General features: G+C 63.9%; 18 protein-coding genes and 1 tRNA gene. 7 read left to right on the plus strand and 12 right to left on the minus strand.

Annotated elements, in window-relative coordinates:
- The gene (locus AC07TU_RS19925) at positions 1 to 1,818 is read left to right on the plus strand and encodes a DUF885 domain-containing protein (RefSeq protein ID WP_495189683.1); all 1,818 of its coding nucleotides are present in this window, start codon (positions 1 to 3) and stop codon (positions 1,816 to 1,818) included.
- Positions 1,819 to 1,976: 158 nt separating this feature from the next.
- Here the strand turns inward: AC07TU_RS19925 and AC07TU_RS19930 are convergent, their stop codons facing one another.
- From AC07TU_RS19930 to AC07TU_RS19970, 9 genes are all read right to left on the minus strand, one after another.
- On the minus strand, positions 1,977 to 2,489 hold the full coding sequence (locus tag AC07TU_RS19930) for a DapH/DapD/GlmU-related protein (RefSeq protein ID WP_495189684.1): 513 nt from the start codon (positions 2,487 to 2,489) through the stop codon (positions 1,977 to 1,979).
- A complete protein-coding gene (locus tag AC07TU_RS19935; protein ID WP_495189685.1) occupies positions 2,486 to 3,484 on the minus strand; it encodes a phytanoyl-CoA dioxygenase family protein in 999 nt (332 codons plus the stop codon). Before AC07TU_RS19935 ends, AC07TU_RS19930 begins: the two co-directional genes overlap by 4 nt.
- Positions 3,481 to 4,047: an acyltransferase gene (locus tag AC07TU_RS19940; protein ID WP_495189686.1), complete on the minus strand. Its 567-nt coding sequence runs from the start codon at positions 4,045 to 4,047 to the stop codon at positions 3,481 to 3,483. Before AC07TU_RS19940 ends, AC07TU_RS19935 begins: the two co-directional genes overlap by 4 nt.
- A gap of 38 nt (positions 4,048 to 4,085) precedes the next feature.
- A complete protein-coding gene (locus tag AC07TU_RS19945; RefSeq protein WP_495189687.1) occupies positions 4,086 to 5,138 on the minus strand; it encodes a class I SAM-dependent methyltransferase in 1,053 nt (350 codons plus the stop codon).
- 294 nt (positions 5,139 to 5,432) lie between these two features.
- Positions 5,433 to 5,507: transfer RNA gene (locus AC07TU_RS19950), tRNA-Glu, on the minus strand.
- Between the two features lie 58 nt (positions 5,508 to 5,565).
- Positions 5,566 to 7,320: a single-stranded-DNA-specific exonuclease RecJ gene (gene recJ, locus AC07TU_RS19955; protein WP_495189688.1), complete on the minus strand. Its 1,755-nt coding sequence runs from the start codon at positions 7,318 to 7,320 to the stop codon at positions 5,566 to 5,568.
- A gap of 67 nt (positions 7,321 to 7,387) precedes the next feature.
- A complete protein-coding gene (locus tag AC07TU_RS19960) occupies positions 7,388 to 8,026 on the minus strand; it encodes a PIG-L deacetylase family protein (RefSeq protein ID WP_495189689.1) in 639 nt (212 codons plus the stop codon).
- 4 nt (positions 8,027 to 8,030) lie between these two features.
- Positions 8,031 to 9,329 carry an MFS transporter gene (locus AC07TU_RS19965; protein ID WP_495189690.1) on the minus strand — a complete coding sequence of 433 codons (1,299 nt, stop codon included), beginning with the start codon at positions 9,327 to 9,329 and terminating at the stop codon, positions 8,031 to 8,033.
- A gap of 127 nt (positions 9,330 to 9,456) precedes the next feature.
- The gene (locus AC07TU_RS19970) at positions 9,457 to 10,938 is read right to left on the minus strand and encodes a S41 family peptidase (protein WP_495189691.1); all 1,482 of its coding nucleotides are present in this window, start codon (positions 10,936 to 10,938) and stop codon (positions 9,457 to 9,459) included.
- 213 nt (positions 10,939 to 11,151) lie between these two features.
- Here AC07TU_RS19970 and rpsU point away from each other — a divergent pair, with 213 nt between their 5' ends.
- Positions 11,152 to 11,358: a 30S ribosomal protein S21 gene (gene rpsU, locus AC07TU_RS19975; RefSeq protein WP_066573326.1), complete on the plus strand. Its 207-nt coding sequence runs from the start codon at positions 11,152 to 11,154 to the stop codon at positions 11,356 to 11,358.
- Between the two features lie 94 nt (positions 11,359 to 11,452).
- Complete coding sequence (locus AC07TU_RS19980; RefSeq protein ID WP_495189692.1) at positions 11,453 to 12,049, plus strand: FKBP-type peptidyl-prolyl cis-trans isomerase; 597 nt, start codon at positions 11,453 to 11,455, stop codon at positions 12,047 to 12,049.
- Positions 12,050 to 12,126: 77 nt separating this feature from the next.
- Here AC07TU_RS19980 and AC07TU_RS19985 read toward each other — a convergent pair whose 3' ends face one another.
- From AC07TU_RS19985 to AC07TU_RS19995, 3 genes are all read right to left on the minus strand, one after another.
- Entirely contained in the window at positions 12,127 to 12,447 is a 321-nt protein-coding gene (locus tag AC07TU_RS19985; protein ID WP_495189693.1) for a hypothetical protein, read from the minus strand.
- 122 nt (positions 12,448 to 12,569) lie between these two features.
- Complete coding sequence (locus AC07TU_RS19990; protein WP_495189694.1) at positions 12,570 to 12,803, minus strand: hypothetical protein; 234 nt, start codon at positions 12,801 to 12,803, stop codon at positions 12,570 to 12,572.
- A gap of 85 nt (positions 12,804 to 12,888) precedes the next feature.
- Positions 12,889 to 13,950 carry a M48 family metallopeptidase gene (locus AC07TU_RS19995; RefSeq protein ID WP_495189695.1) on the minus strand — a complete coding sequence of 354 codons (1,062 nt, stop codon included), beginning with the start codon at positions 13,948 to 13,950 and terminating at the stop codon, positions 12,889 to 12,891.
- A gap of 10 nt (positions 13,951 to 13,960) precedes the next feature.
- Between AC07TU_RS19995 and AC07TU_RS20000 the strand changes: the two genes are divergently transcribed.
- From AC07TU_RS20000 to AC07TU_RS20015, 4 genes are all read left to right on the plus strand, one after another.
- Positions 13,961 to 14,818, plus strand: coding sequence for a metallophosphoesterase family protein (locus tag AC07TU_RS20000; RefSeq protein ID WP_495189696.1), 858 nt, complete (start codon positions 13,961 to 13,963; stop codon positions 14,816 to 14,818).
- A gap of 119 nt (positions 14,819 to 14,937) precedes the next feature.
- Positions 14,938 to 15,174: a hypothetical protein gene (locus tag AC07TU_RS20005; protein WP_495189697.1), complete on the plus strand. Its 237-nt coding sequence runs from the start codon at positions 14,938 to 14,940 to the stop codon at positions 15,172 to 15,174.
- A gap of 722 nt (positions 15,175 to 15,896) precedes the next feature.
- On the plus strand, positions 15,897 to 16,853 hold the full coding sequence (locus AC07TU_RS20010; RefSeq protein ID WP_495189698.1) for a UDP-glucuronic acid decarboxylase family protein: 957 nt from the start codon (positions 15,897 to 15,899) through the stop codon (positions 16,851 to 16,853).
- Between the two features lie 36 nt (positions 16,854 to 16,889).
- Positions 16,890 to 16,967 (plus strand): hypothetical protein (locus AC07TU_RS20015; protein WP_495188374.1); only part of this gene is annotated, 78 nt, incomplete at its 3' end.

Raw genomic sequence — 16,967 nt, forward strand, 5'->3', positions numbered from 1 at the left:
ATGATGATGCGTCGTACGCTTGCGCTGCTGCTTGCCTTGCCCCTCGTTCAGGCAAATGCGCCGGGGCCCGCATCGGTCGCGACCGCGCAGGCCCAGACGCAGGACGCCGCGTTGCTGCAGTTTCTCGATCAGGCGTTCGATGCGCAGATCAAGCTCAGCCCTGAGGCGCAAACCCAGCTCGGCTTCAAGACGGATTACGACCGGCTGGATGATCGTACCGATGCGGCCGCGGTTCGCGGACGCGACCTGGCCGAGCGGCAGCTCAGCGAGATGCGCGCCCGGTTCAAGCCCGAGCAGCTCGGCGAAAGCGCGCGGGTCAGCTTCCGGCTTTTCGAGTATGAAGTCGAGCGGGGCCGTGAGGCGTTCCGGTACCGTCAGCTGCGCTTTCCGGTATCGACCAACGGCAGCCCTGCCGGCGCCATCCCGGTCCTGCTGATCAACAACCACAAGGTCGACAGCGTTGCGGACGCCGAGGCCTATATTGCGCGCCTGCGCGACACCGACCGCGTGATGCGGGAAGTCGCTGCGACGATGCGGCGGCAGGCGGCCGCGGGAATTATCCCCAACAAGGTCAACTTCGCGCCGGCGCGGGCCGATGCGCGCAAGGTGATCACGGGTGCGCCCTTCGACAGCGGCCCGGATTCGACGCTGATGGCCGACTTCACCAAGAAGGTAACCGCGCTCGACGCGCCGGCCGCAACGAAGGAAGCGTTGCTTGGCAAGGCGCGTGCCGCGCTCACCGGGCCGTTCCGGACTGGCTATGACGTGCTGATCGCAGCGCTGGACGAGATCGAGCCCAAGTCCAAAGGCAATTTCGGCGCCTGGAATCTGCCGGATGGCGCGGCCTATTACGCCGATCGCCTCAAGGCTTCGACGACCACCAGCCTTACCGCAGACCAGATCCATCAGCTCGGCCTGGAGCAGGTCGCGGCGATCCGGCAGGAGATGGACGCGATCAGGCGCGAGGTCGGGTTCGACGGCACGCTGGAGCAGTTCTTCGACCATATTCGCACCGATCCGAAGTTCAAATATGCGAACACGGAGGCGGGGCGCGAGGAATATCTCCGCGACGCACGTGCCGTGATCGCGTCGGCGATGGCTGCGGCACCGCGCTACTTCCACGTCCTGCCCAAGGCGCCATTGGAGGTGCGCGCGGTCGAGAAGTGGCGGGAGGCAACTGCTTCGACTGCGTTCTACAACCCGCCTTCGGCCGACGGCACCCGCCCCGGCATTTATTATGTCAATCTGGTCGATATGAACCAGACGCAGAAGATCCAGGTTGCCGGGATCGCCGCGCACGAAGGCGCGCCCGGCCACCATTTCCAGATTGCGCGCCAACAGGAACTGGCCGGCATCCCCAAATTCCGCAAGTTCGGCGGCTATGGCGCCTATATGGAGGGCTGGGGCCTGTATTCCGAGCGGCTGGCGGGCGAGATGGGGGTGTACAAGGATCCCTATGCCCGTTTCGGCATGCTCTCACTTCAGGTGTGGCGCGCGATCCGGCTGGTGCTCGATACCGGCATCCACTCGAAGCGGTGGACGCGCGAACAGGCGATCGCCTATTTCCGCGCCAACAGCTCGGTGTCGGACACGGATATCGCGCGTGAGGTCGACCGGTACTTCAACTGGCCGGGACAGGCGACCAGCTACATGGTCGGGCAACTCCGGATCGCAGCGCTCCGCGCGAAGGCCGAAAAGGAACTTGGGCCGCGGTTCGATATTCGCGATTTTCACGAGGCCGTCCTGAGCCAAGGCGCGTTGCCGCTCGATATCCTCGAGGAGCAGGTCGAGCGCTACATCGCCGCAAAGCGAAGCTGATCGATCGGCGGGCTCCGGTGAATTCGAAGCGCCACCGCAGCCCGCTTGGTCGTGACACAACGCCCATGAGGGTTCGGACGCGGCGCAGCAACTCCGGGACATAAGATTGGAATGAGCCAGAAGGGCCCGCTGATCGTGCGCTTCGCTTATCTCGAAGCTCAATCTAGTTTCCGAACCGGACTTCGTCCTTCAAGGCCGCGCACTCGCTTCGCCGGCACGCCAGCGTAGACGGCGTCAGGCATTGTGTCCTTCGTGACGACCGTTCCTGCGGCAATGACGCAGCCTGGTGCGATGGTCACGCCCGGCAGGATGAGTGCGCGCGTGCCAATCCACGTTCCGCTACCAACGGAGATAGGGAGAGCAAAGGTTTCTCCCGCCCGTCTTTCTCTTGCCCCGATATGATGGGTGCCGGTGATGAATGACACATGCGGACCGATCCATACATCGTCGCCGATACGAATATCCGCGCTGGCATCGAAGTGGCATCCGATGCTCACAACCACACGTTGCCCAAAGAATGATCTTGCGCCCCCGAAAGAGCACTGCACGCCGATATCGGTATCCGGGTGCACCGAGATACCCATTGCTCGCAGAATCTTGGCCCGCCAAGTGTGGGGCCAAACATCGATCTGTTGAAGTTGATTGAGCAGCAGGAATAGGCGACGATTCATGGTTGCTCATTCCGCAAAATCAGGCGCTTGATCATGTGCCGCTTCACCGCGCCGAATGCCCGTGGAAAGTGTGCGTCGGCTCGAAGCGCGACCTGATTGCGGAAATGTCTGAGATCCTTGGGCGCGTAAATCGTCGTTTGGCCTGAGGAGTGACCCGGGACTGAATAGGTTCGGCTTTGAAACTGGAGCATTCGATCGCCAGTGCGGATGGCGTGGCATGTGATTGAGGACCGCGTATTTGTGGCGCTGCTGCTTTTGAGCGACCCGTGGACGGTGTGGGCATGCCAAAACAGGACATCGCCCTTGCTCAGCGCAGGCGCACAAACCGATGAACCTTGCTCGCGGATCGTCTCGACGATGCCGGCAATGTATCGATCGTGATGCTCTGCGTAGTTGTTGTCCTTGGCATGATCCAGCGCAAACAGGTGACTGCCCGGGCATACGAAGAAGCGTCCGGCGTCTTCTGCGATATCCTCAAGTGCTATCCATGCCGCCACCATCGTCCCAGCTCTCTCGGAGTCGAGATAGTAGCTGTCCTGATGTTCCCAAGTCGCCGAATTGCCCTCAAAGTACATCGACTGGATAATCGTTGGCGGCCCGTCGAGTAGCACGGTGAGAAGCATGCCGAGACGTTCGTCTGCGAGCAGTCCGCGCGCATGAGAGCGGAATCCCCCCATCCGGCGAGGGTCGATGCTCTGCACATTGAGCATTGGGTTCATCACCCAACCTTGATCGTTGAACCGATGACGCTCGGCGCGACCTGTCGTCTGGCGGTAGATCGGGCCGCCAAAGGGCTTCACCTCGGATGCCCATAACCTACGGGCCGTATCGCATTGTTCGGCGGAGAAGATGCCGGAAACGACGCAGAAGCCCTCAGTTTTCAGGTGTTTGCGGGCTTCGCGAGTGTCCTGAGGCTGGAAGCGTCGAGTGGTATCTTCCGACACATTCTCCGGTACGTGGACCGGCAGTCCGCTTGGAGTTTCGGCTTGGATCATGCAGCCCCAGCCTGGATTTGTGGAAGCATGCCGCAAGCGGCTCCGGCCGATGGGGAGATGGCGCGCAGATCTGGTGCCATGTCTCTGATCCTGCGCGCTGGGGCACCAGCGTAAATGCCATTCGGTGTCGTGTCCTTGGTCAGCACCGCGCCCGCTGCAATAACACAGCCTGGAGCAATCGTGACACCTGGCAGGATCATGCAGCGGGTGCCGAGCCAGCAACCTCGGCCAATTGTAATCGGAAGGTGGATGTCAGACCCGGCCCGATTGAGCGGATCGTCCATTTCGTGATTGGAAGTCACGAACATTACCCCCGGCGCGCACGCAACATCATCGCCGAATGTGACTGTCGCGTTGGTGTCGACGTGACATCCAATGTTAAGGAACACGCGTTTTCCGAAGTGAACATTGCCGCTGCCGAAGTGACACGCCGGAGAAACAATAGTATCTCGGGCAAGGGGAATGCCCATCCAGCGCAGCATGACGCGGCGCCATTGGTGGGGCCAGATGTTGAGGCGCTGGATATTGTCCAGACCGCGAACGAAGATTTTCCGCAGCAGCATGCTGCGAGATATATACTGCGGTCGATTTTTCGACCAACTCAATTTTGATGCCTATGGCGGTCGCTGAACCGGATTGGCGTTTCTGCTATTCTGCCATGGTCGATCCTTGCCCATAGGCTTTGTCCGAGGCGACGGTTGGCCTTGCGCCATGTGGGGACCCGGCGCACTGCTATCTCCAGAATCGCCTGCACCTTACGCCCGCGGCGGAACAGGTCGTTCGCCCTGCTCCCAGACTGATGCGATGCCCGCAGGGTGGCATGGATCAGGTCGCTCTTGAGGAACTCCAGCGGCTCGAATGGGGACGTCTCGCACTCGGCCACTCTCAGCCCATGAGTCTCGGTTACGAAGCGCAGTGCGCCTTCTGTCCAGCGACCGATATGATTTGGGGGCATGTCGATCAGGCCGCCATTGGCGTGTTCGAACTCTACGCGGCGCGGATTGGGAACGGCGATGAACGCGCTGCCGCCGCGCTTCAAAAGGCGCGCAATGTTAGCGAAGACGCTATGCGGATCGTCCATGTGTTCCAGAATCTGAAACATGAAGATTACATCGACGGGCTGCTCGATATCATCGAGTGTACCTCCGCTTGATTTGTACCCCTTTGCGAGCAGTCGGGCCCGCGCATCGGTATTATGCTCGAGCGCATGAATTCGATGGCGCGGAACTGCCTTCGGGCTGAGGTTGTCCAGGAAGAGGCCCTGTCCAGCACCAACCTCGATTGCTGACTCAAAAGTTCGTCCCCGAAGCGCGCGGAGCGTCCGTTTGAACTCCCACTTCCACGACGGATAAGCCGACGCGCCAAATGCCAAGTCGTAAAACCGGGCATCTCCGGCGACATGCGGATCCGCGAAACCAAAGCCGCAACCGTCGCAAATGCAGATCACGGCGTCCTCTCGGCCCCATAGTGCCGAGATGCGTTCAACAAGACGGTTGTGACGGTCCTCTTGGCATTCGCGGAGAACGAAGTGTTGCGCAGCCTGCCTAGCCGTGACCTCAAGCTCTACCGCTGCCGAAAACGATTCGCAGATCGGACACTTGCGAAGTGCAGCGAGGGGGCGGGCGCTACCCTCCAGCGGCGGCGAATGCAGCATCTCTCCAACGTTACACCACGCCCGACTCCCCGCCTACCCAATTCGCATCTCACCAACGGCGATAACCCGCCGACCCTGTGATCCGCGGGTCACTGGCAAGAGCGGCATCGGACGCAACGATGTCAGGCGCGGCGGCGGCGAAGCGGCTTTTCGGCGGTGGAAAGATGGATGATCTTCTGTGATGGAAAGGGCACGCAGAACGAAACCTGACCAGAACAGCCATGCGGGAAAAATCGCGAGCTATGTGGGAAAACCGCCGCCCGCGAAGTGCCAGAAACGGCGGACTTCTGCGGGTGGTGACCCCTACGGGAATCGAACCCGTGTTTCAGCCGTGAAAGGGCCGCGTCCTAACCGCTAGACGAAGGGGCCGTGAAGGCGAGGGCGCCGGTTAGGCAAAGCTGTGCGGCTGGTCAAGGGTCAATTACCGCTAATCGGCCCAGGCAGCATCTTCGATGTGGATTTCCGCCGCAGGACGAGCGCCCCAGTCGTCGATCTTGGCCCGGCCGGCGATCCACAGCCGCCGGTCGCGCGACGCGCCCAGCAGCGCGAGGCCGAGCGGCGTGTCGGCGGATCGGAAGGCGACGCACTTGATGCTGCGTCCGTCCTCCCCGGCGACGATCGCCCTGACATGGCCGTTGCCTACGATATCGCATTTGATGATGCGCACGGGGCCGGCGGCGACGCGGGGTGCGGGCCAGCCCATGCCATAGGGGCCGCCCGCTTCCATCGCATTGACCAGATCCGGATTGACCCCGCCGGGTGCGAGCACCGCGTCGAGCAGCAGCGCGCGCTCGCCGGCAGCGCGCTCGACCGTCTCGGCGAGCTTTTCGTCGAGAAAAGCGGTGAGCGCGGGAATCTGGTCCTCGGCGATCGTGACGCCGGCCGCCATGGCATGCCCGCCGCCCGCGATGAGCAGTCCGGCTTCCTTTGCCGCCAGGATCGCCGCGCCCAGATCGACGCCTGCGATCGAGCGGCCGGAGCCCTTGCCGATCCCGTCTTCGCCGATCGCAATGACGATGGCAGGGCGGCCGTGCCGTTCCTTGAGCCGCCCGGCGACGATCCCGATCACGCCCGGATGCCAGCCCCGCGCGGCGACCACCGCGACCGCGCCTTCGGCCTCGATCGCTTCGGCCGATTGCTGCACCTCGGCCTCGATTGCGCGGCGTTCCTCATTGAGCCGGTTGAGCTCCTCGGCGATCCCGCGTGCCTCGTCGGCGTCGTCGGTGGTGAGCAGCCGCACGCCGAGGTCGGATTTGCCGACGCGGCCGCCGGCATTGATCCGCGGGCCCAGCGCGAAGCCGAGATCGGTTGCGGTCGGCGCGCGGGTGAGGCGGCTTGCCTCGATCAGCGCGTTCATGCCGATGTTGCGGCGCTGTGCCATCACCTTGAGGCCCTGCGCCACGAAGGCGCGGTTGAGCCCCTTGAGCGCGGCGACGTCCGCCACGGTACCCAGCGCCACGATGTCGAGCAGGTCGAGCAGCTTGGGCTCCGCCCGGTCCGCGAAGAAGCCGCGCCCGCGCAGCACGCGTACCAGCGCGGCGCCGAGCAGCCAGGCGACTCCGACCGCGGCGAGATGGCCGTGCTGGCGTCCTTCATCCTCGTCGAGCCGGTTGGGGTTCACCAGCGCCAGCGCGGCGGGCAGCTCTGAGGCGCATTTGTGATGATCGACGACGATCACTTCGGCGCCCGCATCGCGTGCTTCGGCGAGCGCGTCGAACGCCATTGCGCCGCAGTCGACCGTGACGATCAGGTCCGCGCCCTCGCGCTTCAGCCGCACCAGCGCCTCGCCCGACGGGCCGTAGCCTTCCATCAGCCGGTCGGGGATATAGGCGCGGGGATCGAGCCCCAGGTCGCGCAGCAGCCGGATCAGCAGTGCCGCAGAGGTCGCGCCGTCGACGTCATAGTCGCCGAAGACCGTTACCGCCTCGCCCCGCTGGACCGAATCGGCGAGCCGCTCCGCCGCCCGGTCCATGTCGCGAAAGATCGACGGGTCGGGCATGAAGGCGCGGATGCTGGGGCTGCGATGCGCTTCCAGCTCCTCGCGCGCGCAGCCGCGGGTGAGGAGGAGCTGGGTCACCAGATCGTCGGGCGCGAAGCCCGGGTCGCGCGCATCCGCCGCCAGTCCGCGCCAGCGCCAGGGCTGGCCGAGGATCGAGCTGTGGACGTTGAGCACGGGAGTCATTCGAGGGTCTTAGCGCGGATCGGCGGGCAGGGGAATCGCCGCCGCCACCCGGCTCCCTAATCAGGGATCATCGCAGCGACACATAGCGTTCCAGCGGCCGCGAAAATGCATCGAGCTCGCGGGGCATGATCTGGAATCCCTCGGGATCGTCGCGGATGTGACCGAGCTGGGTATGATGAAGCCGGATCAGCGAGCGCTTTGCCGCGGAGCTGACCGGCAGCGCCGAGAGGCGGCCCCGCCGAAGCGGTTGCGGCGGCCAGACGCGGTAGCCCAGCAAGTGCACATGCCTCGCGGCCGATTCGAGGGCGATCGCCACCGCCTGGTGATCCAGATGCGCATCGTCGCGTGTGGGGCCGACGATCAGGTCGAGCCGGGGCAGGCGGCGGATCTGCCGGGTGAGGACGCGGCGGCAATCGGCCACGGTCGTTCCGCCATCGGGCAGGCCCAGAAAATGGATCGATGCAGGCATCACCCCCAGTCGATGCAACGCGCGGCGCGTTTCCATCTGGCGCGCCGCGATCAGCCGGCGGCGCGGCCATTTGCGGCTGTTCGGGTGCGACGCTGCGCCGTCGGTCGCGACGGCGACATGCACAGCGGTGCCCCGGCGCAGGAGATGGGCGATCAGTCCGGCTGCGCCGATCAGCTCGTCGTCGGGATGCGGCGCGACGATGAGTGCCGCGCGCGGATGGCCGATATGCGGCCTCACGCCATCAATCCTCCAGGATCCTGCTGTGCGCCTGCGTGTCGCGCATCCGCAGATAGACGATCAGCGACACGCCGATCATTCCGGTCACATACCAGTAGAAGCCACGCTCGATCCCCTGATTCTTGAACCACAGCGCGACATATTCGGCGGTGCCGCCGAAGATCGCATTGGCGAGCGCATAGGGCAGGGCGACGCCGAGCGTGCGGATATGCGCGGGGAACAGCTCGGCCTTCACCACCGCATTGATCGAGGTGTAGCCGGTGACGATCACCAGCGCGCCGAGCATCAGCGCGAACGCCGCCCAGGCGCTGCTCACCTGCTCCAGCGCCGTGAAGATCGGGTAGGTACAGAGCACGCCCAACACGCCGAACCCGACCATCAGCGGCTTGCGTCCGATCCGGTCGGAGAGCGCGCCGGCGAGCGGCTGGATGCACATGAAGACGAACAGGGCCGCGGCATTGATCTCCGACGCGGTTTCGCGATCGAAGCCCGATGTGTTGACCAGGAACTTCTGGAGGTAGATCGAATAGGCATAGAAGGCGAGCGTGCCGCCCGCGGTCAGCGCCATCACCAGCAGGAACTCGCCCGGATGCTCCCTGAGCAGCGCCAGCGCTCCGGTCTTGCGCCCCTCAGCCTTGGCATTGTGGAAGCTTTCGGTTTCGGCAAGGCCGCGCCGCAGCCAGAAGACGATCACCGCCAGCGCCCCGCCGATGAAGAAGGGGATGCGCCAGCCCCAGCTCTCGAGCGCCGCCTCGCTCATCGACGCCTGCAGGACCAGCAGCACGGTGAGCGCGATGAGCTGACCCGAGATCAGCGTGACATATTGGAAGCTGGAGAAGAAACCGCGGCGCTTCTTGCCGGCCATCTCTGAGAGGTAGGTGGCGCTCGCCCCATATTCGCCGCCGATCGACAGCCCCTGCATCAGCCGTGCGAACACCAGCAACGCAGGCGCCGCCCAGCCGATCGCCGCATAGCCGGGGGTGACCGCGATCAGCAGCGATCCCGCACACATCAACGAAACCGACAGCGTCAGCCCGGCCTTGCGCCCATATTTGTCGGCATAGACTCCCATCAGCCACCCGCCGATCGGGCGCATCAGGAAGCCGACCGCGAACACCGCTGCGGTGTTCAGCAGCTGGGTCGTCTGATCCCCCTTGGGGAAGAAGTGCGGCGCGAAATAGAGGGTGAAGGCGGCATAGGCGTACCAGTCATACCATTCGACCAGATTGCCCGCCGACCCGCCCAGGATCGATTTGAGACGCTGGCGCGTAGGTATGGGTTCGTTCGCAGCTGTAACCGTCATCCCCGCTCCTCAACCGTCACCCCGGCCTTGTGCCGGGGCCCACCGCTCCCGGCGGGCTGACTTCAAGCCTCGTTGTGCCAGCTAGCCGTCCGGTGGACCCCGGCACAAGGCCGGGGCGCGAAAAGGGTTAGTACAGTCCCGGCACTTCGCGCTGCGGGGTGGTCGGGCGGTCGGGGGTCACCAGCTCCATTGGCTTGGTCACCTGTGCGCCGGCTGCTTGCGGGCTGAGGCCGGGGCTGCCCGCCGCAACCGAGGCGCTGATCGGCGTGCAGCTGCGTCCGGCGAGGAAGTCGAGCGCGCGGCGAGTCGATTGTTCCTGCGGATCGCCGAGCTGGCGGCTGACGTCGTCGCTGGCTTGGCAGGTCGCGCCCATGAACCCGGCGAGGCCATTATAATAGGCCCCTTGGTGGGCGCTGTTCTCCAGCGCAAAGGCGATGACGCGCAGCCGGTCGTCGCATGCGGCCTGGTCGATCGCGATCTGGCCGACCGGCTTGCCATAGGTGTTGGTGCCGATCAGCGCGGAGCGGATGCCGAGATAGGGGATGAAGGTGTTCATTACCAGCTCGCTCGCCGAGGCCGATCCGCCGGTGCCGATGAACGCGATCCGGGTCGGCGCGATCGATTGCGGCTGCGGCGCGAAATAGGTGGTTTCGTTGTTGGATGCCTTGGAGGGGCGGAAGGTCACATAGCTGGCGACGGTCGAACTGGTCCGGTCCGCACCGAGCAGATTGTTGACGAGATCCGCGATCGAGATCAGCCCGCCGCCATTGTAGCGCACATCGATGATCACGTCGGTGATTCCCTGCGCGCGGAAATTGGCAAAGGCGTTGCGCAGCGGGGTTTCGGCCGTGTTGATGAAGGTGCGCAGGTTGATGTAGCCGACCTTCTTCCCGCCATCGTCGATCACCTTCGCGCCATAGCGCGAGGAGACGGGCGTCAGGCTGAAGTTCGTCATCGTGACGGCGACGTTGCGGGTACCCGCGGCGTCGCGGATCTGGAAGGTGCGGGTGGTGCCCGCGGTGGACGGGCCGAGCGCGTTGTTCAGCCCTGCAGTGCCCTCGCTCGTCAGGATCGAGGAAACCGTGCGCAAGCTGGACGCGTTCGTGCCGATCGCGACGATCTCTGCGCCGCGATCGATTCCCGCCGCCAGCGCGGGCGCATCCTCGAACGATTCGGTGATGATCAGCCGATTCGACCCGTCGAGTGCGAGGCGGACGCCATATCCGGCGCTCGACCCCGAATTGTAATAGGCGTTCTCCTCGGCGATCGAGGTGATGTAGGTGAAATAGCGATCCTTGTTCTGCGCCCGCGCGCCTGCAGTCAGCGCGTCGAGATAGGCATCGACCGTCGAATAGGCCGCCGGGTTCAGGCCCGTGGGCAGCGTGTCGGGGAAGAGGTACCATTCGTTCATCTGCGCCGCGACCCAGTCCTGCCGCGAACGCAGCGAACAGGTGCCTGTGGGACTCGGCGTCGGGGTGACGCCGGTTCCTCCGGTCCCGCCTCCGCCGATGCTGCCGGAGCCACCGCCTCCGCCACAGCCCGCGAGCAGGGCCAGGCTCGCGGTCATTGCCGTCAGGCGGCGGACGGACTTGCGGGATACGCGCTGCATCGTCAGTACCTTATCTTGAGCCGCTGCGTATGGCGGGCCTGCACCAAGTCTCTCGCACGATCATCGCCACCGGGCAGGAAAAGGCAAGCGGGATCGGCGCGCTTGCACTTGTGTTTCCAGCCTCCCCCTGCTAGGGGCCGCCTCCTGACGCCCGGGGCAGATGTCTCGGCGAACCCATTTCTATTGAATATGATTCGGAGTTGAGACGGCTTTATGCAGATCATCGTTCGCGACAATAACGTCGATCAGGCCCTTCGTGCGCTCAAGAAGAAGCTGCAGCGTGAGGGCGTGTATCGCGAGATGAAGCTGCGCCGCCACTATGAGAAGCCGAGCGAGAAGCGCGCCCGCGAGCGTGCGGCTGCGGTCCGCCGCGCGCGCAAGCTCGAGCGTAAGCGCATGGAGCGCGACGGCGGCCGGTAAGGCTGTCCGGATCGCCATCCGCGTCATCGCGGATGGCGTGACTCTTGTGACTTTCCGCCGCGCGGGTCGCGCGGCAACCCGGGATAGCTGATCCATGTCGTCCGTCACCGCCGTGCCGATTCCGCCGACCAAGCGCAGCTATCTCGTCTGGCTCTGGGTCGGGGTCGCCATTGCGGTGGCCGGTGCGCTGGCGCTGGCCTGGGCGGGAACGCGTACGGCAGTTGTCGCGGGCTATTCGACCGAGGACTTTCTGGCCTGGAACAAGAACCAGTCCGGGGTGCAGACGACCGCGTCGGGCCTGCAGTACAAGGTGATCGAGGCAGGCGAAGGCCCGGTCGCAGCCGACAATGACGGCGTTGAACTCGAGATCCACGGCATCAAGCGCGACGGCAAGGAATTCCAGCCGCGCGCGCCGATGCGGTTCCAGGTCTCCCAGCAGCCGATGATCCCTGGTTTCACCGAGGGCGTGAAGCTGATGCGCAAGGGCGCGCGCTATCGTCTCTGGGTGCCGCCGAGCCTGGGCTATGGCGCCGAGCCGAGCCCGGAGAACGAGCTGGCGGGACAAGTGCTGGTGTTCGACATCGAGATGAAGAACCTGGTTCCTGCGGCGATTCTCCAGCAGATGATGATGCAGCAGATGATGCAGCAACAGGGCGGCCCCCAGGGCGGTCCGCCGCCGTCAGGCCGCTGAGCGGATCCACCGGGACCGCAGGAAACAAGAAACGGGCGGGGCCGTCGGTCCCGCCCGTTTCTTTTGTGCCGTCATTCCTATGATGTGGCGGCGGGGGCCTGCGGCGTCATCGGCCGCAGCCGGATCGCAAGGCTGAGCAGGAATGGCCAGAACAGCGTGTTGAGAATGTCGCTGGTCGTGTCGTCCCATCGCCAGCTGCCGTGATTGATCCGGTCGATGATCTCGTTGGCCAGTTCCAGGGCGAGGACCGCGGCAAAGGGGATGAAGGTGCCGAGCGATCGCCGGGTGACGAAGCGTGCGGTCATCAGGATCAGCATTCCGGCATGGATATGCAGGATTGTGTTGGCGAGGCCGGTGTCGTTGGCGATCGCCTCTTTGAACGTGGCGTAGAAAAGCATGACTTGCGTCCGATGCACCGGGCCTGCAGCGGCCGTTGCTCTGACGACGGCTGGACGCGGGAAAATGAAAACGGCGGCCGATCGGGCCGCCGTCCCCTGGTTGATCCTGGCGACAGCCTAAATCAGTCGCTGTCCGAATCGTCGGTGATCAGCAGAACGCCACCGATGACCGCGAGGATCGCGATCGCCGGAATGAGGAAGCCGCTGACAGCTTCGTTCGTCTCCCCGGCAACGGTCGAGGCGCGCTGTCCCGCCACACCCGAGATGGAGAGCTTCGACGCCGGCGATGCGGCGAGCGTCGGGCTGACCGTCATCGCGCCTGCCGCAAGGGCCGTCACAATTTTCGTGAAACGCATGTTGAACTCCCTGCCTGATGGATTGGGAAGAGCCGCCATCACAGCTCTTCAGCAGAATATTGCAGTGCAGCAAAAAGGCAAGGTGTCAATTGGTGGTTGGACGCGCGCGGGCCCCGTCCGGTCGCTTGGCGGTCTGGAGGTACTGACGCCAGTTCCCGTCGAGCGGCGCGTTTCGTGTCGCGAAAAAAGGTGGCGGCGCGGGGTCGGACGCGACGCGTGCCGCCTCGGCTGTCGCGATCGCGATCCGGTCGCGCAGCGACGGGTGCGAACGGCTGCGCATCATGCCGCCGAGCAAGCCCGGGCCCGCTTTCCGCCAGAAGCGTGCGGCCAGATCCGGCGCGTATCCGGCGCGGGCAAGCAGGTGGACCGCCAGAATATCGGCTTCGATCTCGGTCTGACGGAACAATCCCAGATTGCGTCCAAAGCCGGACGCGAAGCCGAAGTCCGCGCCGGCAGCCGACAGGCGGACCCGATGCCGCAGGATATTGTGCGACAGCTCATGTGCGATCACGGCCGGAAGCAGTTCGGCATCGACCGATTCGAGATATTTCGACGTGATCTGGACAAGTTCGCCATTGGCGCGGGCGTCGTAATTATCGTCGATGCGCAGCTCGTAACGCGTCAGGCAGATGGGGGTGGGGGTGATACGCGTCCGGATTTCGTGCCCCGCCCGGATCAGTGTCAGCTCGACCGGTGCGCCGGGCGGCAGGCGGGCAAACTGCCCGTGCAATGCAACCAGCGGAGCCGTCGAGCCGGCTTCGCGAGCGTCAACCACAACCGGGGCGCCGTTGATCGCGGCAAGGGTGTCGTCGGGTCTTACGCCGGCGATGGCGGCAGGGCTGCCCGCGATCACGCCTTCGACGGCGACCGGCCCCGCGAAACGGAAATGCGCGCGAACCTGCTCCTGCGTCGCCGGCGTGTATTGGGCCAGCGTGTGGAACTGGACGCCGATACCCGGCTCAAGCTGGTCGCACAGAGGGGCGGCGGCTGCGCTAAGCCGGAATCCGATCGATGCGAGCTGGAGATCCGCTGCGCGCAGCGCCTCCCAGGCCGGACCTGAATCGGTCTGGGCCGCGACCTGAGGTGCCTGAATTGCGGTTACGCACCACATGAGACACCAGCCAACGCTGCCAAACCGTCGTATCATCGCATCGTCTATGGACGATCTCGGTTGCAAGCGGAAGCATGGACGGGCTAAGCGCGCCAACTCGTTAACGGCCCCGGTCCAAATGCTGCGTCGTCTTCTTTCAGCTTTCTCGCGCGGTCACGCGCTCGCGCCGAGCGGGTCGGTTCCGGCCGGCGCGCGCGTCTATGCCGTGGGCGACATTCATGGCCGGCTGGACCTGCTCGACGACATCCTCAGGCAGATCGAAGACGATGACGCGGCCCGTACATCAGCGGAAACCGTCGTCATCTTCCTGGGTGACCTGGTCGATCGCGGGCCGGCTTCAGCGCAGGTCATCGAGCGGCTTCTGGAGCTTTCGCATCGGACCGATCGCGTGCGTTTCCTGCTCGGCAACCACGAGGAGGTCTTCCTCAAGGCGCTTGCCGGCGAGAAGGGTGCGATGCCCTTCTTCATCCGGATCGGCGGCAAGCAGACCGTCCTCAGCTACGGCGTCAGCGAGGAAAAGTATCGCGATACCGATTATGATGCGCTGACCGCATTGCTGCGGGAGCGGGTGCCGCAATCGCACATCGACTTTCTCAACGGGTTCGAGGACATGATCGAGATCGGCGATTTCGCCTTTGTGCATGCGGGCATTCGTCCGGGTGTGCCGCTGGCGGCTCAGGTCCCCGGGACGCTTCGCTGGATCCGGGACGAGTTCATCAACCATCGTGGCGAGCTGGAGAAGATCATCGTCCACGGCCATACGATCACCGACGAAGTCGAAGAGCAGCGCTGGCGGATCGGAATCGATACCGGTGCGTTTGCGAGTGGCAGGCTTACAGCGATGGGCTTTGAGGGCAACACGCGGTGGGTCCTGCAGACAGGCGGGGCAGAGACGGGTTTTTAACGCCTTGCCACCTTTGGGGGCGTAGGATAGAAACTCCGAAGTTTGACGCTCGCCATAATCCGGGCGTCTTCCGATGACCGGTCGATTGTAGAACGTGATGAAAAAAGGGAGTTGACCAGATGCGTTTCGCGAAAACTTTGATGGCTGTTGCGGCGTGCTCGCTCGCAACCGCGCCGGCGCTGGCCAATTCGGCCTCGAAGCTGTCGCTCTCGAGCGCACAGGCGCGCGTTTCGACTGAGGCGGGTGAATCGAACGAAGCCGTTGGCGGTTTCCTGGTTCCGCTGCTCGCAGTCGTCGCGGTCATCGGCGGTGCGCTTGTCCTGATCGACGAGGACGATACGCCCGACAGCCCGTAATCGCTGGACGATTGCAAGCAATTTCGGCGGTGCCAGGCAGGCGCCGCCGTTTTTGTTTCTGGGGACGCCGCATTGCGGTTGCGTGGAACATTCCAGGCATTGGGGGCCCTGCTGCAACATGCCGCGTGTTCGGTGCATTGTCCTGTTTCGACCGCGTTCCGGCCGCGCCTGGGCGTCGCTCCAGAGATGCGCAAACCTGTCTTCCATCGGCGGTCATCGGTGAGGCTGAGGCCGTCGAAGAGGAGGGTTGCGTCCGGGCAGTTGTGGCGCCTCAGCGGCGGCGATTGTGCGGGACGGTGGCTTCCTGCTGCCGGGGCCTGCCTATCGCGGCGCCTGCCCGGCTAGGGGCTGGCAATTCTCCCGCTTGCAACTGATCGGTTGCCACACGCGGCAACTCGGCTTCGAACGGGACGCTGTGTCGCAGTGCAACTATTCTCTCGTCGCATGGCGGGCTTCGCCGTGATGTTGCTTCCGGCGCTCGCATCCGGTAGATGGGCTGCATCTAAGCAACTGATTATAAAAAAGAATATTGTCGCCTTCTGCTTCCCGCGAGTGCCCCGGCGCGGCGCTGGGGCTCCATTGACGCGACCTGGAAACGTGGATAATCCGTTCGCGACTGCGAAGGATTCTGGGAGCGTTAGCAACGATACTATTGCTTGCAGTGCATGTGTGCACTCGGCTGACGTTGCTGCTTAGCGAAAATTTGATCGATTGGGGGAGTGATGGATTTCGTCGAAAACCGTTCGCTGATTACTGGCGGTGCTGGGTTCATCGGCTCGCATTTGTGCGAACGCCTTGTAGAGAGCGGCACGGAAGTTCTTTGCGTCGATAATTTCTACACGGGTCGGCGGCGGAATATCGAGCATCTGCTCGGCAATCCCAAGTTCGAAATCATGCGGCACGACGTCACCTTTCCGCTCTATGTCGAGGTGGACCGGATCTTCAACCTCGCCTGTCCGGCGTCGCCCGTCCATTATCAGTTCGACCCGGTCCAGACGACCAAGACGAGCGTCATGGGCGCGATCAATATGCTGGGCCTGGCGAAGCGGCTGAAGGTGCCGATCTTGCAGGCATCGACCAGCGAGGTTTACGGCGACCCCGCAATCCACCCGCAGCCCGAAAGCTATTGGGGGAATGTGAATCCGATCGGCACGCGGTCATGCTATGACGAAGGCAAGCGTTGCGCGGAAACGCTGTTCTTCGACTATCACCGGCAGCACCGGCTTGAAGTGAAGGTGATCCGGATCTTCAATACCTATGGTCCGCGCATGCATCCGGCGGACGGCCGGGTCGTGTCCAACTTCATTGTTCAGGCGCTCTCCGGAAAGCCCATCACGCTCTATGGCGATGGCTTGCAGACGCGTTCCTTCTGCTATGTCGATGACCTGGTCGATGGGATCATCCGCATGATGGGCAGCCCTGCTGATTTCACGGGGCCGGTGAATCTGGGGAATCCCGGTGAGTTCTCGATGCGGGAGCTCGCGGAAATCGTCCAGGAACTGATCGGTTCGTCGGTGAAGATCGAGCATCGGCCGCTCCCGCAGGACGACCCCAAGCAGCGGAAGCCCGTCATCGATCTGGCGCAGGAGAAGCTGGACTGGACGCCCAAGGTTCCGTTGCGCGAGGGTCTGGCAAAGACCATCGCCTATTTTGACGAGCTTCTCCGCGAAGAAGGCTGAATTCGTTCAGCAACCTCCAGCCTTATGTGAGTGTAAATGCGAATAGCGATGATCGGCACGGGCTATGTGGGTCTGGTATCGGGGGCGTGTTTCTCGGATTTCGGGCACGAAGTG

The sequence above is a fragment of the Sphingomonas sp. GW821-FHT03E12 genome, assembly GCF_059420685.1.

What these genes read in the sequence shown, in the direction of transcription:
- AC07TU_RS19925 (WP_495189683.1), top strand. Translation starts at nt 1, where the DNA reads ATGATGATGCGTCGTACGCTTGCGCTGCTGCTTGCCTTGCCCCTCGTT.
- AC07TU_RS20005 (WP_495189697.1), top strand. Translation starts at nt 14,938, where the DNA reads ATGCGTTTCGCGAAAACTTTGATGGCTGTTGCGGCGTGCTCGCTCGCA.
- AC07TU_RS19990 (WP_495189694.1), bottom strand. Translation starts at nt 12,803, where the DNA reads ATGCGTTTCACGAAAATTGTGACGGCCCTTGCGGCAGGCGCGATGACG.
- AC07TU_RS19985 (WP_495189693.1), bottom strand. Translation starts at nt 12,447, where the DNA reads ATGCTTTTCTACGCCACGTTCAAAGAGGCGATCGCCAACGACACCGGC.
- AC07TU_RS19945 (WP_495189687.1), bottom strand. Translation starts at nt 5,138, where the DNA reads ATGCTGCATTCGCCGCCGCTGGAGGGTAGCGCCCGCCCCCTCGCTGCA.
- rpsU (WP_066573326.1), top strand. Translation starts at nt 11,152, where the DNA reads ATGCAGATCATCGTTCGCGACAATAACGTCGATCAGGCCCTTCGTGCG.
- AC07TU_RS19970 (WP_495189691.1), bottom strand. Translation starts at nt 10,938, where the DNA reads ATGCAGCGCGTATCCCGCAAGTCCGTCCGCCGCCTGACGGCAATGACC.
- AC07TU_RS19995 (WP_495189695.1), bottom strand. Translation starts at nt 13,950, where the DNA reads ATGATACGACGGTTTGGCAGCGTTGGCTGGTGTCTCATGTGGTGCGTA.
- AC07TU_RS19965 (WP_495189690.1), bottom strand. Translation starts at nt 9,329, where the DNA reads ATGACGGTTACAGCTGCGAACGAACCCATACCTACGCGCCAGCGTCTC.
- recJ (WP_495189688.1), bottom strand. Translation starts at nt 7,320, where the DNA reads ATGACTCCCGTGCTCAACGTCCACAGCTCGATCCTCGGCCAGCCCTGG.
- AC07TU_RS19980 (WP_495189692.1), top strand. Translation starts at nt 11,453, where the DNA reads ATGTCGTCCGTCACCGCCGTGCCGATTCCGCCGACCAAGCGCAGCTAT.
- AC07TU_RS19930 (WP_495189684.1), bottom strand. Translation starts at nt 2,489, where the DNA reads ATGAATCGTCGCCTATTCCTGCTGCTCAATCAACTTCAACAGATCGAT.
- AC07TU_RS19940 (WP_495189686.1), bottom strand. Translation starts at nt 4,047, where the DNA reads ATGCTGCTGCGGAAAATCTTCGTTCGCGGTCTGGACAATATCCAGCGC.
- AC07TU_RS19935 (WP_495189685.1), bottom strand. Translation starts at nt 3,484, where the DNA reads ATGATCCAAGCCGAAACTCCAAGCGGACTGCCGGTCCACGTACCGGAG.
- AC07TU_RS20010 (WP_495189698.1), top strand. Translation starts at nt 15,897, where the DNA reads ATGGATTTCGTCGAAAACCGTTCGCTGATTACTGGCGGTGCTGGGTTC.
- AC07TU_RS20000 (WP_495189696.1), top strand. Translation starts at nt 13,961, where the DNA reads ATGGACGATCTCGGTTGCAAGCGGAAGCATGGACGGGCTAAGCGCGCC.